At 44.4% G+C, this 13,672-nt stretch carries 19 protein-coding genes; 7 read left to right on the forward strand and 12 right to left on the reverse strand.

The features are described from left to right. Positions 1-61 precede the first annotated feature (61 nt). Genes QUB16_RS04180 through QUB16_RS04190 form a run of 3 tightly spaced genes read right to left on the reverse strand, consistent with a single transcriptional unit; the run spans position 62 to position 1,004 of the window. Positions 62-448, reverse strand: coding sequence for a hypothetical protein (locus QUB16_RS04180; RefSeq protein WP_333314241.1), 387 nt, complete (start codon positions 446-448; stop codon positions 62-64). After that, positions 417-776: a DUF5615 family PIN-like protein gene (locus QUB16_RS04185; RefSeq protein WP_333314243.1), complete on the reverse strand. Its 360-nt coding sequence runs from the start codon at positions 774-776 to the stop codon at positions 417-419. The genes QUB16_RS04180 and QUB16_RS04185 overlap by 32 nt, the downstream gene beginning before the upstream one ends. 3 nt (positions 777-779) lie before the next feature. Further along, positions 780-1,004: a DUF433 domain-containing protein gene (locus QUB16_RS04190; protein WP_333031785.1), complete on the reverse strand. Its 225-nt coding sequence runs from the start codon at positions 1,002-1,004 to the stop codon at positions 780-782. Position 1,005: 1 nt separating this feature from the next. Here QUB16_RS04190 and QUB16_RS04195 point away from each other — a divergent pair, with 1 nt between their 5' ends. Next, positions 1,006-1,203, forward strand: coding sequence for a hypothetical protein (locus tag QUB16_RS04195; protein ID WP_333314244.1), 198 nt, complete (start codon positions 1,006-1,008; stop codon positions 1,201-1,203). Here QUB16_RS04195 and QUB16_RS04200 read toward each other — a convergent pair. From QUB16_RS04200 to QUB16_RS04220, 5 genes are all read right to left on the reverse strand, one after another. Further along, the gene (locus tag QUB16_RS04200; RefSeq protein ID WP_333243939.1) at positions 1,170-1,382 is read right to left on the reverse strand and encodes a ParE family toxin-like protein; all 213 of its coding nucleotides are present in this window, start codon (positions 1,380-1,382) and stop codon (positions 1,170-1,172) included. The two genes, QUB16_RS04195 and QUB16_RS04200, sit on opposite strands and share 34 nt — an antisense overlap. A gap of 42 nt (positions 1,383-1,424) precedes the next feature. After that, entirely contained in the window at positions 1,425-1,625 is a 201-nt protein-coding gene (locus QUB16_RS04205) for a hypothetical protein (protein ID WP_333314245.1), read from the reverse strand. Positions 1,626-1,806: 181 nt separating this feature from the next. Further along, complete coding sequence (locus QUB16_RS04210) at positions 1,807-2,067, reverse strand: hypothetical protein (RefSeq protein ID WP_333314246.1); 261 nt, start codon at positions 2,065-2,067, stop codon at positions 1,807-1,809. A gap of 83 nt (positions 2,068-2,150) precedes the next feature. Further along, a complete protein-coding gene (locus QUB16_RS04215; protein ID WP_333314247.1) occupies positions 2,151-2,444 on the reverse strand; it encodes a hypothetical protein in 294 nt (97 codons plus the stop codon). Continuing rightward, on the reverse strand, positions 2,437-2,652 hold the full coding sequence (locus QUB16_RS04220) for a hypothetical protein (protein WP_333314248.1): 216 nt from the start codon (positions 2,650-2,652) through the stop codon (positions 2,437-2,439). The genes QUB16_RS04215 and QUB16_RS04220 overlap by 8 nt, the downstream gene beginning before the upstream one ends. 205 nt (positions 2,653-2,857) lie before the next feature. Here QUB16_RS04220 and QUB16_RS04225 point away from each other — a divergent pair, with 205 nt between their 5' ends. Then, positions 2,858-3,115 (forward strand): BrnA antitoxin family protein, encoded by a 258-nt coding sequence (locus tag QUB16_RS04225; protein ID WP_333227602.1) that lies wholly within the window; start codon positions 2,858-2,860, stop codon positions 3,113-3,115. Positions 3,116-3,153: 38 nt separating this feature from the next. Here QUB16_RS04225 and QUB16_RS04230 read toward each other — a convergent pair whose 3' ends face one another. The 3 genes from QUB16_RS04230 to QUB16_RS04240 all read right to left on the reverse strand — a co-directional run bounded on the left by QUB16_RS04230 (position 3,154) and on the right by QUB16_RS04240 (position 5,029). Beyond that, the gene (locus QUB16_RS04230) at positions 3,154-3,450 is read right to left on the reverse strand and encodes a type II toxin-antitoxin system RelE family toxin (RefSeq protein WP_242719033.1); all 297 of its coding nucleotides are present in this window, start codon (positions 3,448-3,450) and stop codon (positions 3,154-3,156) included. Next, positions 3,425-3,655: a hypothetical protein gene (locus QUB16_RS04235; RefSeq protein WP_333314250.1), complete on the reverse strand. Its 231-nt coding sequence runs from the start codon at positions 3,653-3,655 to the stop codon at positions 3,425-3,427. The genes QUB16_RS04230 and QUB16_RS04235 overlap by 26 nt, the downstream gene beginning before the upstream one ends. Positions 3,656-3,817: 162 nt before the next feature. Further along, a complete protein-coding gene (locus tag QUB16_RS04240; RefSeq protein WP_333314252.1) occupies positions 3,818-5,029 on the reverse strand; it encodes a glycosyltransferase family 2 protein in 1,212 nt (403 codons plus the stop codon). Positions 5,030-5,152: 123 nt separating this feature from the next. On the opposite strand from QUB16_RS04240, the gene QUB16_RS04245 reads away from it, so the two are divergent. The 3 genes from QUB16_RS04245 to glcD all read left to right on the forward strand — a co-directional run bounded on the left by QUB16_RS04245 (position 5,153) and on the right by glcD (position 8,168). After that, positions 5,153-5,545: a transporter gene (locus QUB16_RS04245; RefSeq protein WP_333085435.1), complete on the forward strand. Its 393-nt coding sequence runs from the start codon at positions 5,153-5,155 to the stop codon at positions 5,543-5,545. Positions 5,546-5,738: 193 nt separating this feature from the next. Beyond that, positions 5,739-6,623, forward strand: a complete 885-nt coding sequence (locus QUB16_RS04250) for a DUF6671 family protein (RefSeq protein WP_333314254.1) — start codon at positions 5,739-5,741, stop codon at positions 6,621-6,623. 69 nt (positions 6,624-6,692) lie between these two features. Beyond that, the gene (glcD, locus tag QUB16_RS04255; protein WP_333314255.1) at positions 6,693-8,168 is read left to right on the forward strand and encodes a glycolate oxidase subunit GlcD; all 1,476 of its coding nucleotides are present in this window, start codon (positions 6,693-6,695) and stop codon (positions 8,166-8,168) included. A 204-nt stretch (positions 8,169-8,372) separates the two neighbouring features. On the opposite strand, the gene QUB16_RS04260 is transcribed toward glcD, so the two are convergent. Then, positions 8,373-10,265, reverse strand: a complete 1,893-nt coding sequence (locus QUB16_RS04260) for a PAS domain S-box protein (protein ID WP_333314257.1) — start codon at positions 10,263-10,265, stop codon at positions 8,373-8,375. Positions 10,266-10,738: 473 nt separating this feature from the next. Between QUB16_RS04260 and purH the strand changes: the two genes are divergently transcribed. Together purH and QUB16_RS04270 are read left to right on the forward strand one after the other, a co-directional pair. Continuing rightward, positions 10,739-12,286 (forward strand): bifunctional phosphoribosylaminoimidazolecarboxamide formyltransferase/IMP cyclohydrolase, encoded by a 1,548-nt coding sequence (gene purH, locus QUB16_RS04265; protein ID WP_333314259.1) that lies wholly within the window; start codon positions 10,739-10,741, stop codon positions 12,284-12,286. Positions 12,287-12,522: 236 nt separating this feature from the next. Beyond that, positions 12,523-13,455, forward strand: coding sequence for a 2OG-Fe(II) oxygenase (locus tag QUB16_RS04270; RefSeq protein WP_333314260.1), 933 nt, complete (start codon positions 12,523-12,525; stop codon positions 13,453-13,455). Positions 13,456-13,672 lie beyond the last annotated feature (217 nt).

Here is a 13,672-nt window from a genome sequence, read left to right on the forward strand (position 1 = left end):
TAATCAAATGGATTCAACATTCTTAACCCATCAACGCGCTTAAAATCCTCAGCATTGCGAGTTACCAAGACACTTCTCTAAGTTGCAACTGGAATTCCAAAGCATCCACACGATACGGCAAAAAACCTCGCCATCTCTTGAGATTTTTCCTGGGCAATCTTTGACTGCTACCCTGAGTTTGGGTTGTTACCCGATCGCGCATCAAAGCTGACAATACTTCTAAAAGCTGCTGTTGCTCGTCAGGAGTAAGATTTTGAGCCTGACTCAGTACCTCGCTATAAGTAGACATAGGCTTTATGTGGAGATTTTTGGGCTGATTGTCATTATAGCAATTTAGGATCGAGGGAAGTGCGATCGCCCTTATTTCCCCAAAGTGCGATCGCCCTTTGCTTTCCCACACCAAACTAATTAATACCCTATATAAGCGGTTTTCTAAACCGATATCCATCAGGTTCTACAACCACAAATGCCCCTTTTAGTTCTACTTCCGAGTAATTTTCTATAACTCCTGCTAGTTCATTATGAACTTCATTCAGCATTTTAGGTAAGACTCGAAGGTAAATCACACCTGTTCCGATCGCCCTCACAAAAACAAGATTTCCGTAATCTCTGTCTCGCGTAACCAGGATGCGATTTTCTGCTTGCGCTACTCTCAGTATTTCTTCATCACTTGCTTGCGCTAGACCCATTTGAGCGACAACAATTACATCATGTCCTGCATCAATCAAAAACTTTGTGGTGACAGCATACACATCTTGATCAATCAGAAATTTCATAATTTAAGCTAATGCCAAATGCACATCTTCAGCCGCCACCAGTGCGATCGCATAACGCAAGCACGCCCGAATATCATCCATTTCCAGATCGGGATAGTAGTCTCGGATAATTTCTCCAAAAGAAAGCCCTTCATTTAGTAATTCGAGAACGCTCTGTACAGTAATGCGCGTACCCATTATGCAAGGCTTACCGAAGTGAATTTGAGGGTTGACGGAGATTCTGTCCATTTTGACCACAGAGCTATATGTCTCTTCTATTTTAAGTCATCAGGTAGGCGATCGCAACTTGTCTTTTTTCACCAGTCAGCTACTCGCCCTGATTTTTCCCAAGTACGATCGCCCTTATCTTCCCAAAGCGCGATCGCCCTTAATTTTCCCAAAGTACGATCGCCCTTATTTTCCTATCAGCCGATCGTACTCTGCGTGAGTACCAATCCAAAACCACAAAATACCTGTTTTAATTTCAATACCCAACGCCCGATAAGCTTGTCCGGCCCTTACAGACCAATAATTACCAACCTTCTTAAAATGCAGAGAAGGATGAGACGGATCTGCCTTCAGCAACTCATAACACTGATCTGCTGTAGCTTGTACATTTGATGGCAAAGCATTGTAACACTCCCAAAATTTTCTCCTTCGTATAGTGCATTAAATCGCTCGATAATTACCACTCTCACAATCTGCGTTCGCCTCTGCTGCTAAAGCATCCAGTTTACCCTCAGCAATATCTTTCTCTAACTGAAGATCCCATCGTTGGTAATCCAAATTCATAAACCACTCTAACAACTCTCCAATCTTGTTGGGCGGAAGTTGGAGAATCGCATTTTCTATCTGTTCAATACTCAACATAGGCTATCTTAACTTACACTAAAGTTCGTTAATTTTTTTGCTTGTTATTTATTCTATCTCAATTCGGGATTCGGGGAAAAGCGTTCGCCCTTATTTTCCCAAAGTGCGATCGCCCTTATCTTCCCAAAGTACGAGCGCCCTTATTTTCCCAAAGTGCGATCGCCCGTACTTTCTTATTTACTTAAGCCGTTGGATTATCTCCCTGATTCCGCTGATTTAGCAGGATATCAAGCATCCGCACAGTCTCGGTTCTTAAACCCACAATTTCAGCCTGTTGTCGGTCAATACTAGCCTGCTGTTGAGCAATCATTTGTAAAATTTGCAGCCGTTCTTCCCTTGCCTCTGCTGCCACATTAGCCAAAGCTTGAATGACGCGGGCGTTACTATCTACAATGCTAGCCAAGCGGTCTAGCCTATCATCATCCCAGCGCTCTGTACTCATATTTTTTTTTCTTTCCTCTGCTTTTTAGGATAACTTCAATTTTAGTTCTTTTGCTTCTGATGTCAACTCAACCGAATAGGTCATTACGATTTCATGCCAAGTTTTTGATAAACTTCCCCAGGTTCAAGACAGCTTTCTCCTGATTGTTTGCGCTTCATTGACTCTAACAATTTCTGCTTGACTTCTTCCTTAACTTCTAAACCTGCATCAGGATCGCCCAAATATTCTTCTAAACACTGTTCCACGGTATGCCGAATTAAGTCCCGCAATTGGTCAACTGTCATGTCTTTGACTTGCATCTTAATCTCCTCGTCTGTGGGATTATCAATAAATAATAGCAACTTTAGTACGGTTGTATCTCTAACTGAGCTATCCATTCCATGAATCTCGTTCCTGATTCACATACTCTTGAGCATCAATTCTATTCCACATTTCCTCACCCAACCCTTCTAATTCTAAAATGCTCCGCCTAGGTTTAGCCTGAACCCGCTGACGAACATATACTAATAATTCAGAGATGAGTCGCAGTTGCTCATCTGGTGCAAGTCTTAGAACCTGACTCAGTACCGTGCTGTAAGTAGACATAGACTCTGCATTAATATTTTTTGGCTGATTGTCATTATAGCAATTTAGGATCGAGGGAAGTACGATCGCCCTTATCTTCCTAAAGTGCGATCGCCCCAGAGCTTTCCCCCGATCGAACTTTGGGCAGTATTCTCGAAGGGCGAGCGCCTTTGTGCTCTATTATAAGTAGATACGTTTTCTATATACAGCCTCATGCAGTTTGAATATGACTATCTCGCGCAAACGACTTGAAGAATTAGAGAATATTCCAGAATCTGCGATCGATACCTCTGATATTCCTGAATTAGATGCGAATTTTTGGGAAAAAGCAAAACTCGTAACACCACTGACAAAACAAGCTATTTCTTTAAGAGTTGATAGCGATGTATTAGATTGGTTTAAAAGCCAAGGAAAAGGCTATCAATCTCTAATGAACGCTGTGCTGCGCTCTTATGTTGAACATCATGTAAAAAGCAGTGAATAAATAAATGTGCGATCTCCCTTATCTTCCCAAAGTGCGCCCTAATACACTTCACGACGATGAGCAATAACAGTCACAACCACACGCTTTTGCTCATCATCAATGTCATAAACTACCCGATAATCTCCAACGCGATAGCGATAGTATCCAGCTAATTCGCCTTTGAGTTGCTTAATATTTGGATGACTGCGAGGGTCTGTTTTCAACATCTCAAAACATCTATCTAGCTTGCGTTGTAAAGAAGCTGATGCTTCTTCAAAAAACTCCTGAGCATCAAAGCTAAGAACGACTGAATAAAACTTTAGACTTTCATCAGTATTTTCGTTTGAGTTGCTCAACAGAAGTCACCTTACCTGCAGCTACATCTTTTTGGGCTTTATTAAATACTTCAAGAAAACCGGGAATTTTCAATAATTCCACCGTAGCTTCATTGCTTTCACGTTCTGCTAAATAAGCTAAGAAATCAGCCACAACGATCAGCCGTTCAGGAGATAAGCGATCTATGGATTGCTTAAGATTCTGGCGAAGTTCTTGAGTTTTCATAGTTCATAGCTATTGAAAATTATTAGAGCTGGCTGTTTTATTATACCAGATAATCTGAAATTTTGCTCCTGCGGCCCTGATTTTCCCTGCAGTGCGATCGCCCTGAACTTCCCCTGCGTGGAAATTTAGTTGTGAGGAAGGTTGGCAGGAACTTTAATGTTATCACCTACGCTTCAAGCTCAGCACGCTGAGAAAAAAGCTCGACAAAACCATCTGCAAACCAACAGTCAGGCAAGTGAGCGAGGGAATAACCAAACGCAGAGTTTTAGAAGGATCGAGAGTACCAAAAGCCGTTTCGCTCCAGATAGTTAATGACAAGAACGAGCCAACTATTCCGAGTAAAATCAGCGTGACTCCGACAATCAATCCTGTCTCTAGGGTGACATAGCGAAATATTTTGTTGAGTTTGGGGTCTTCGGGCAGGAATTTCTCGCTGATGGCGAAAATTTTGGTGAAAAAAGCGAAAGTTACTGCTTGAAAACCGATGATAATTGCGATCGCACCATACAGCAGCGTGTGTACATCAAAGCTGATACCCCCGATTTTTTGAGTACCGGGCAACAGCCAAATGCTAACAATTAGACCCCAAATCATCAGCGCAGTACCCGGATACAAAAACAGCCACCGAGGACTGTAAAGCAGCAGAAATCGGAGGTGTCGCCAGCCATCTCGCCAAGTTCGCAAGTGCGGCGGGCGGCTGCGGCCGTCGGGAGAAAGTACGGTTGGGACTTCAGTTATCCGCAAGGTGTACAGAGATGCTTTGACTACCATTTCGCTAGCAAATTCCATCCCCGTTGTTTGCAAGTCGAGTTTCAAAATTGAGTCTCTCCTAAAACCCCTGAGTCCGCAGTGAAAATCGCCGACGGGACTTGCAAAGAATAGCCGCCCAACCCATGTCAGCACCGGATTTCCTAAATATTTGTGCAGCGGCGGCATTGCACCCGGTTTGATGCCCCCTTGAAACCGGTTTCCCATTACTAAGTCGAAACCTTCTCGCAATTTGTTGACAAAAGCGCCGAGGTTTGAAAAATTGTAGCTGTCGTCAGCATCGCCCATGATAATATAAACTCCGCGCGCTGCGATGATGCCTCCCATCAGGGCGCTGCCGTAGCCTTTGGCTGCTACGGGCACGACTCTCGCTCCCATTCTGGTAGCGATATCTTGAGAACCGTCAGTGCTGCCGTTGTCTGCTATGATGACCTCGCCTGCAATATCAAGTTCGCGCAGGGACTTCTGTGCCTTGTCGATGCAGATTTCTAAAGTTTCTGCTTCGTTCAGACAAGGCATGAGTATCGATAGTTCTAGAGTGTATTCTCCGCTTGCGTTGGTCTGCTCTGCCATATATTTGTTCCACTCTCGATCGCGATCGACCATACTTGATTTTCCCGTATCTCTGCTTAAAATATTGGTGGTGAATAAAACCTAACAAAACTTAATTAAACTTTTTCAGGTTTTTGCGAACGGCAATTTTTGATTGTACTATAGGTTAGTAAACTTATGAATAGAAGCGTTTTTCTCTTATTGCTTGCTGCAATATTGTGCGGCGTCGCAGGTCAATTTAGTCTGAAGGCAGGAGCTAAAATATTAGGGCCCATTGGCGCTGCTAATTTAATAGAAAAAATTATAGCAATGGCTACTCAGCCTTTGATAGTAAGTGGTCTTTCTTTGTATGCAATTTCTTCGATCGGCTTTATTGTAGTTTTGTCGCGGGCCAACCTTAGCATAGTCTCGCCCTTACTGTCAATTAGTTACTTGTTTACTGTTTTAGGTGGCAAACTGATATTTCACGAGCCTTTGCCGCCGCTGCGGTTGGTAGGCGTGGCGCTAATTATGACAGGAGTAATTTTTGTACTCAGAGGTCAAGCTGGGGGAGTGACTGGGGGCAACTAATACGATTTTAGATTTTAGATTTTAGATTGACGATTGAAGATTGAAGAATTTTAAATTAAGTCCACAGGTGAATATCATGAATATTTAACTGAGGTCTAAAATTTTTACTCGGAAGTTAAGTCAGGGTTTCTATCGGTTGTGGGGCGGTGGAAAGGGTGTATGTGAGTTTTTTTTCCTAAAATGATGCTGCTGTATGTCTAATATTTCTGAGCCTGTGAATCCCTATCAATTATTGAGCGATCGCACCGCAGTTATTGCTACCATGCACCAAAAAGAACGGGTGATGGCTCCCATTTTGAAACGAGAATTGGGTGTAAATATCCTAGTACCTGCGGCGCTTGATACTGACGCATTCGGCACCTTCACCAGAGAAGTTAAACGCTTAGGAACACAAATAGAAGCGGCTCGCCATAAAGCACAAAAAGCTCTAGAAATTGCGGGCGAAACTCTTGCCTTTGCCAGCGAAGGCACTTTCGGCCCTCACCCAATGATGCCGTATCTGCCAGCTAACAGAGAAATTGTAATTTTATTAGATATAGCCAACAATCTAGAACTCATCGGCGACTCTTTCTCCGTTGAAACTAACTACAGTCACCTGTTAGTTTCCAGTATAGAAGAAGCAGATGATTTTGCTAAAAAAGCTGGATTTCCCGAACACGCACTGGTGGTTATAGTTGGCGATGCTGCCCTCGGTAACGGCGAAATTGTCAAGGGCATTAGGACAGAAAAACAACTTTTTGACGCTGTGACAGCAGGCTTAAAAAAATCGTCAACCGGCCGAGTTCATATCGAAACAGATATGCGGGCGATGTACAATCCAACTCGGATGAAAAACATCGAAAATGCAACTCTCGATTTAGTTAAAAAATTTAAGCAATTCTGCCCGGAGTGCGGTTGGCCGGGATTCGATATAGCTGAGAGGAAAATCGGATTGCCCTGCGAACTTTGCTATTTTCCGACTCAGCTAGTGCGATCGGCAATCTATAAATGCAAAAACTGCGGTTATACTAAAGAAAAACTATTTCCCGACGGTCGAGAGACTGCCGATCCTTCCCTGTGTCAATATTGCAACCCTTAGAAAAATAATTGGCTAAACTTAGTAAAATTTGCAACAATATTATTGAGAGTTCCCTAATTAAATTCACTAATGATAGCCGTAGAAACAGAACGCAACTGGAAACCCGTTATTAAAGAATTCGAGGCTGTAGTCGGCAAAAATGGCGTCGTACAGCGCCGCGAAGAATTGATTGTCTACGAGTGCGACGGACTCGCCAGCTACCGCCAGCGCCCCGCCCTGGTGGTATTGCCTCGAACTACCGAGGAAGTGGCGCAAGTGGTCAAAATATGCGATCGCAACTCAATTCCCTGGGTGGCTAGAGGCGCAGGCACCGGCCTTTCCGGCGGCGCTTTGCCTGTAGAAAACTGCGTGCTGATTGTCACAGCCCTGATGCGAAAAATCCTGAAAGTAGACTTAGAAAATCAGCAAGTAGTCGTGCAACCGGGAGTAATTAATAACTGGGTAACGCAAGCAGTTAGCGGCGCTGGTTTCTACTACGCGCCAGATCCTTCCAGTCAAATTATTTGTTCGATTGGCGGCAACGTTGCCGAAAATTCTGGCGGTGTTCACTGCCTCAAATACGGAGTCACAACCAATCACGTTTTAGGATTAAAATTGGTACTTCCCGACGGTTCTATTGTCGATGTCGGTGGCGAAATTCCCGAAATGCCCGGTTACGATTTAACTGGTGTATTTGTCGGTTCTGAAGGCACTTTAGGAATCGCCACAGAAGTTACTTTGCGAATTCTCAAAGCGCCGGAATCGATTTGCGTTCTCCTAGCGGATTTTTCCAGTATAGAAGCAGCGGGCGAATCAGTTTCCGATATTATCAGCGCTGGCATTATTCCCGGCGGCATGGAAATCATGGACAACATCAGCATCAATGCTGTGGAAGATGTGGTAGCAACTGGATGTTATCCCCGCGATGCGGCGGCAATTCTCCTCGTAGAAATCGACGGTTTAGAAGTGGAAGTTGCCACAAACAAACAGCGGATTGCTGATATTTGCAAGCATAACGGAGCACGAAATATCACCACGGCAACTGACCCGGAAACGCGCCTAAAAATTTGGAAAGGCCGGAAAGCTGCTTTTGCGGCGGCGGGTCATCTCAGCCCGGATTATTACGTGCAAGACGGCGTAATTCCGCGAACGCAAATGGCTTATGTTTTGAAAGAAATTGAGGGCTTGAGCGAGAAATACGGTTATCGAATTGCTAATGTATTTCACGCGGGAGACGGGAATTTGCACCCGCTGATTCTGTACGATAACTCGGTAAAAGGTGCGCTGGAAAAGGTGGAAGAATTGGGCGGGGAAATTCTCAGGCTTTGCGTGAAAGTTGGGGGAAGTCTTTCGGGGGAACACGGCATCGGCGCTGACAAGAAGTGTTTTATGCCGGATATGTTTTCCGAGGTAGATTTGGAGACTATGCAGTGGGTGCGTCAGGTGTTTAATCCGAAAGGTTTGGCGAATCCTGGGAAGATGTTTCCGACGCCGAAGACTTGCGGGGAAGCGGCGAGGGCTAAGGTTGAAACTGTTAAGAAGTTGGAGGGTGCAGAGGTTTTTTAATTGCCTATTTAGGCGGGTAATGTGAGCAGAAAAACACCCTGAAATTATTTCTAGAATGGGGAGGCAGAGCCTCTAAGTATGCGTTCCCAGCCAGAGTCTGGGAACGAGAAAAAACGATTTTTCTCGTTTTTTAGGAATGCGAGCATCCCGATCGCTTGCTTGCCTATATATCACGTTGGTAAGGTGCAGATTGCACATTCGGCACTAATGTGCGATCGGCATTTTGATAGTAAATTCCGTGCCCTTGCCCAATTCCGAAGTACAATATAATTCGCCTTTGTGTCTTTCTACAATAATTTGATAGCTAATTGACAAACCCATTCCCGTGCCTTTGCCAATGGGCTTGGTAGTAAAAAATGTATCGAATATCTGCTGTTTGACTTGCTCAGGTATTCCCGGCCCGTTGTCAGCAATTTTAATTTCTACAAAATTGCCGACAACTTCCGTACCAATCCTAATCTGGCTGGGTTTTTCTGCCATTTCTTGACAATTTTGCCTACTGTTCGCATCTTCTAAAGCATCGATCGCATTGCTGAGAATATTCATAAAAACTTGATTGATCGGCCCCGCAAAACACTCAACAGTCGGCAATTCTCCGTATTGTTTGACAATTTGAATTGGCGGCTTTTCTCCGCTCCCTTTCAAACGGTGATTGAGAATTAACAGCGTGCTGTCAATACCTTCGTGGAGGTTCACGGGTTTCATCTGTGAATCGTCATGCCGCGAAAAGTTCCGCAGCGACTGCACAATCTGGCAAATCCGCTCGACACCAACGCTCATTGAAGACAGTATTTTAGGTAAATCTTCAGCTAAAAAATCGAGATCATTTTTTTCTCTTGCCTCTAGAATTTCGGCTACTGGATTAGGATAGTGCTGTTGATAAAGTTGGAGGTGCCCAAACAAGTCTTGAGTATAATTGGTGAGATGAGCGAGATTGCCGTAAATGAAGCTGACTGGGTTGTTAATTTCGTGAGCGACGCCGGCAAGTAGCAATCCCAAACTCGACATTTTTTCGCTTTGAACTAATTGGGAATTAGTGGCTTTGAGTTGCTCAAGTGTGGCTGCTAGTTGAGCGGCTTGTTCTCTGCTTTGTGCTTCGGAATTATGCAAGGCTTCTTCGGCTTGTTTGCGCTCAGTGATGTCTCTCTGTACGCCTATAAAATGAGTTAATTTGCCCAGTCGATCGCGCACGGGAGATATTGAGAAACAATTCCAGAAAGCGGTTCCGTCTTTGCGGTAATTCTTTAATATTACCTTGCATTCGCTTTCTGTTTGCAAGGCTTGGCGAATTATTTCTACCGCCGCCGGATCGGTATCCCTTCCGTGCAAAAATCGGCCGTTTTTTCCGATAATTTCCTGCCGCCGATAACCTGTCATGGTTTCAAATGCGGGATTGCAATAAATAATTGGATGTTCGGGGTCAGTGGCGTCAGAAATCGTAACTCCGGTGCTAGTAGCTGCTATAGCTCGATCGTACAACCAAAGCATTTCTTCTGCGCGCTTGCGATCGGTAATGTCCCGCAGCGTAGCTAAATAAGCCATTTCTCCGTCCCATTCCGTTTCCACCACCCGCATTTCTACTACAGCATTTGCTTTTTGCTTGCGAATAGCTTCAACTTCTGTTTGCACGACGCGAGTTCCTGGTGCTTCTGTTTTTCCAACTTGGGGAATAATATCCGTCGCCATCTCAATGTCGCAAGCTGAAACTTCTACTACTAAATTGCCAAAAAATGCTTGACCTAAAAGTTCCTCTGCTTTGCAGTTAAACAGCGCTTCTGCTGACGGGTTGGCAAAACAGACAAGTCCTCGCTTGTTAACGATTGCGATGCCGTCGGCATTTTTTTCGATCGCATTCCGAAACCGAGATTCGCTAGCTTTCAAATCCTGCTTTAGTTGTTCCATTGCTCGCTCCATCTGCTGCAATTCGCACAAACTAACACTATAAGCTTCGGAAATGTTGGCCTCGGTCGAATTCTCGGCTCTTTTTTTGGGAATCTGTTGGTAGCCTGTTCTATTGGCAAGATTGGGAGCAGTTTTTTTATGGTTCCTGCTAATATTACTGAGTTTATTTTCGGAATCGGCTTCTTGAAAAAACATATTTCAACCCTACCAAATTATTTTCTAGATTAAGGTGTTGCGATCGCCCAATTTCCCGTAATATTACGGAGACAGCAATTTACACCCGATGCTAGCACATTACTTTGAGAATTCATCCTAAAACATCGTTAAAATTCCAGAGCGATCGCCCTAGAATTATCTATTAAGTTTTATTAAGTAATTTCAACAACATTGACACTTACGTAGCGACACGAACTGTGCAAGCTGGATATGGCTGCAATCCCCCTCGCACTCACAAAATAATCAGTTCCACGCGCAAGTCCTAAATATTTAGAAGCCACGGGTCAGTATAAAATATTATATAGGTTTGACAAAAAATCTGGGCACAAATAAGCGAACTCATCTTTGTTTATTAAAAATAATCATAATTAGCCATTACCAAATCATGTGCCTGCCACCAGACTTGGTATAGAATATAACCTGTCTATTTTTGCGATCGCAACTTCAAACCAATGGCACGTCTAGCACTTCTGAGCACATCCAATAAAACCGGACTAATCGACTTAGCGCGCAGTCTAGTAGAAGAATTTGAATTTGACATAATTAGTAGTGGCGGGACAGCAACGGCCCTCAAAGAAGCAGGCATCCCAGTCACCAAAGTTGCGGAATATACTGGTTCCCCCGAAATTTTGGGAGGGCGAGTCAAAACACTTCACCCGCGAATCCACGGTGGCATTTTAGCACGCCGCGATGTACCGGAAGACCTCGCAGATTTAACCGCCAATCAAATTCGGGCGATCGATCTAGTTGTAGTCAATCTGTATCCATTTGAACAGACAATTGCGAAACCCGGAGTTACTCTAGCAGACGCAATTGAGCAGATAGATATCGGCGGCCCAGCAATGTTGAGAGCTTCCGCCAAAAACCACGCTCATTTGACAGTTTTGTGCGACCCAGAACAGTACAATACTTATTTAAAAGAACTGCGGGAAAATGGCGGCGAAGCATCCTTAGAGTTTAGGCAAAAATGTGCGCTGGAAACCTTCAAACATACAGCCAACTACGATCGCGCGATCGCAACTTATCTCAGCAGCAGCCAATCCGCTGAAAAATCGGCGCTACCAGACGAGTTTAATTTATCCGGAAAAGAGTTGCAAACTCTCCGCTACGGCGAAAATCCCCATCAAGCCGCCACCTGGTATCAAAGCGGAAGTACACCGACAGGCTGGACGACTAGCACCATCCTGCAAGGAAAAGAATTAAGTTACAACAATTTAGTAGATTTAGAAGCAGCAAGGCGGCTAATCGTAGAATTCCCCGACACCCCCGCCGCCGCTATTCTGAAGCATACAAATCCTTGCGGTACAGCCTTGGGAACAACTATTTCTGAAGCGTATCAAAAAGCCTTCGACACTGATTCCGTCTCAGCTTTCGGTGGAATTGTCGCCCTCAACCGCCCGATTGATGCTGCTACCGCAACGGCGTTAACTCAAACATTTTTAGAATGTATCGTCGCGCCGGGGTGCGAACCAGAAGCCGAAGAAATTATCAAGAAGAAGGCGAAAGTTAGAGTATTAATTTTGCCAAATTTGACTCAAGGGCCGCCACAAACTGTTAAAATAATTGCAGGCGGTTTGCTGGTGCAAGACTCAGATAATGTAGTAGAAGAAACTAGCAAATGGCGGATGGTTACTGAGAAACAGCCGACGGCGGGAGAGTTGGAAGAATTGCTGTTTGCTTGGAAAGTAGCGAAACACGTCAAATCTAATGCGATCGTTGTCACGCGCGATCGGACTACAATCGGTGTCGGCGCAGGACAAATGAATCGCGTGGGATCGGTTAAACTAGCATTGGAACAAGCAGGAGACAAAAGCAAAGGAGCGATTTTGGCTAGCGATGGTTTCTTCCCCTTCGACGATTCAGTCAAAACTGCGGCTGAGGCGGGCATAATTGCGATCGTCCAACCGGGAGGAAGTATGCGCGATCGAGATTCCATTGAAGCCGCCAACCAACTCGGAATCACAATGGTTTTCACTGATATCCGCCACTTCTTGCATTAATTAAGTTCGTAGCAATGACATTTTGCACCTCTATTATGAACAGGCAAGATGCCTGTTCCACAAAGAGTTAATTCTATTGTGGGTTGGGCTTCTAGCCCGCCCTCAAGCAATGATTGAATTTTTGTTCTTCCATCTTCCTTCTTGCATCTTCCTTCTTTCTTCTCCCATCCCTCCATCCGTTACATCCGTTACAGAATCCGTTGCCGAACTTCCTTCTTCTTCTATAACTAACGGCTATGACTAGCACAATTCAACAGCAAATTAAACCCCAAGACATAAAAGTCAAAATTCTGCTCACCGGGGGACATCAATGCACCGTCACCCTCAAATCTGATACACCATTATTGCACAGCCTGATCAAAACATTAGTCGATCGCACCCAACAAACACTCGGTTTTTCGCCCTTATTTCAAATCCCCATAGACGACGGGCGTTCCACCCTTTTTTTTCCCGCCGAACACCTAGTCGGATTAGTCACAGAACCCCCAATTTACTTGCAGCAACTGCAACCGCAGCAGCCTGCAACTCCTGTAGAAATTCCCGCAGAAATTCCCGCCCCAGCGCCGCCTGTAAATGACGACTTAATATCTCGCTACGCCCAAATTGACAACTTTTTGACACCTGCTGAAAAAAACAAACTCATTAAATATGTCTTAGCAAAAGAATCAGAATTTGTGACTACCAGCACCTCAACCAATGCCGAAGATTACCGCCGTTCGATGGTACTCCACTCGTTCCCAGAATTTTCCGAACTGATGGTTAATCGCATCAAAGCAATTCTCCCCGACGTGCTGCACAAATTAAATATTCCCTCATTTCCGCTGGGTGAAATAGAAGCTCAGTTAACCATGCACAATGACAACAACTTTTACAAACTTCACAACGACAGCGGCTCGCCAGATACAGCCAGCCGGTTTTTTACTTACGTTTACTATTTCTATCGAGAGCCCAAGGCTTTTTCAGGTGGTGAATTGCTGATTTATGACAGCAAAATCGAGAACAATTTCTATGTTGCGGACGAGACATTCAGAACTGTTGAACCGCGCAATAATAGCATCGTATTTTTTCTGAGTCGCTATATGCACGAAGTTTTGCGAGTTAGCTGTCCCTCAAAAGCTTTTGCTGATAGCCGCTTTACTATTAACGGCTGGGTACGCAAAGCAAATTGAGGTTAATATCATGTCGGGTCGAGCTACCGCGATTTTTGTAGGGGCGGGTTCCACCAACCATAATCGCCAATAATTGACAATCTCAAAAACCCGCCCCGACCGGGATATTATGGTTAATCGATCGGACATGATATAATTCATCGTCCGGGACGCACTAATCACATAATTTTGTCATTTTGAGTGAAGCGAAGAATCTCAAACTATTGCCACACCGTTA

Source organism: Microcoleus sp. D3_18a_C4, assembly GCF_036702415.1.
Lineage (GTDB): Bacteria > Cyanobacteriota > Cyanobacteriia > Cyanobacteriales > Microcoleaceae > Microcoleus.

Excerpts from the sequence above, each read along its gene's own strand:
- glcD (WP_333314255.1), top strand. The coding sequence starts at position 6,693 with ATGATAGCCGTAGAAACAGAACGCAACTGGAAACCCGTTATTAAAGAA.
- QUB16_RS04240 (WP_333314252.1), bottom strand. The coding sequence starts at position 5,029 with ATGGTCGATCGCGATCGAGAGTGGAACAAATATATGGCAGAGCAGACC.
- QUB16_RS04260 (WP_333314257.1), bottom strand. The coding sequence starts at position 10,265 with ATGTTTTTTCAAGAAGCCGATTCCGAAAATAAACTCAGTAATATTAGC.
- QUB16_RS04215 (WP_333314247.1), bottom strand. The coding sequence starts at position 2,444 with ATGGATAGCTCAGTTAGAGATACAACCGTACTAAAGTTGCTATTATTT.
- QUB16_RS04270 (WP_333314260.1), top strand. The coding sequence starts at position 12,523 with ATGACTAGCACAATTCAACAGCAAATTAAACCCCAAGACATAAAAGTC.
- QUB16_RS04245 (WP_333085435.1), top strand. The coding sequence starts at position 5,153 with ATGAATAGAAGCGTTTTTCTCTTATTGCTTGCTGCAATATTGTGCGGC.
- QUB16_RS04220 (WP_333314248.1), bottom strand. The coding sequence starts at position 2,652 with ATGTCTACTTACAGCACGGTACTGAGTCAGGTTCTAAGACTTGCACCA.
- QUB16_RS04235 (WP_333314250.1), bottom strand. The coding sequence starts at position 3,655 with ATGAAAACTCAAGAACTTCGCCAGAATCTTAAGCAATCCATAGATCGC.
- purH (WP_333314259.1), top strand. The coding sequence starts at position 10,739 with ATGGCACGTCTAGCACTTCTGAGCACATCCAATAAAACCGGACTAATC.
- QUB16_RS04180 (WP_333314241.1), bottom strand. The coding sequence starts at position 448 with ATGGATATCGGTTTAGAAAACCGCTTATATAGGGTATTAATTAGTTTG.
- QUB16_RS04210 (WP_333314246.1), bottom strand. The coding sequence starts at position 2,067 with ATGAGTACAGAGCGCTGGGATGATGATAGGCTAGACCGCTTGGCTAGC.
- QUB16_RS04185 (WP_333314243.1), bottom strand. The coding sequence starts at position 776 with ATGAAATTTCTGATTGATCAAGATGTGTATGCTGTCACCACAAAGTTT.
- QUB16_RS04205 (WP_333314245.1), bottom strand. The coding sequence starts at position 1,625 with ATGTTGAGTATTGAACAGATAGAAAATGCGATTCTCCAACTTCCGCCC.
- QUB16_RS04190 (WP_333031785.1), bottom strand. The coding sequence starts at position 1,004 with ATGGACAGAATCTCCGTCAACCCTCAAATTCACTTCGGTAAGCCTTGC.
- QUB16_RS04250 (WP_333314254.1), top strand. The coding sequence starts at position 5,739 with ATGTCTAATATTTCTGAGCCTGTGAATCCCTATCAATTATTGAGCGAT.
- QUB16_RS04225 (WP_333227602.1), top strand. The coding sequence starts at position 2,858 with ATGACTATCTCGCGCAAACGACTTGAAGAATTAGAGAATATTCCAGAA.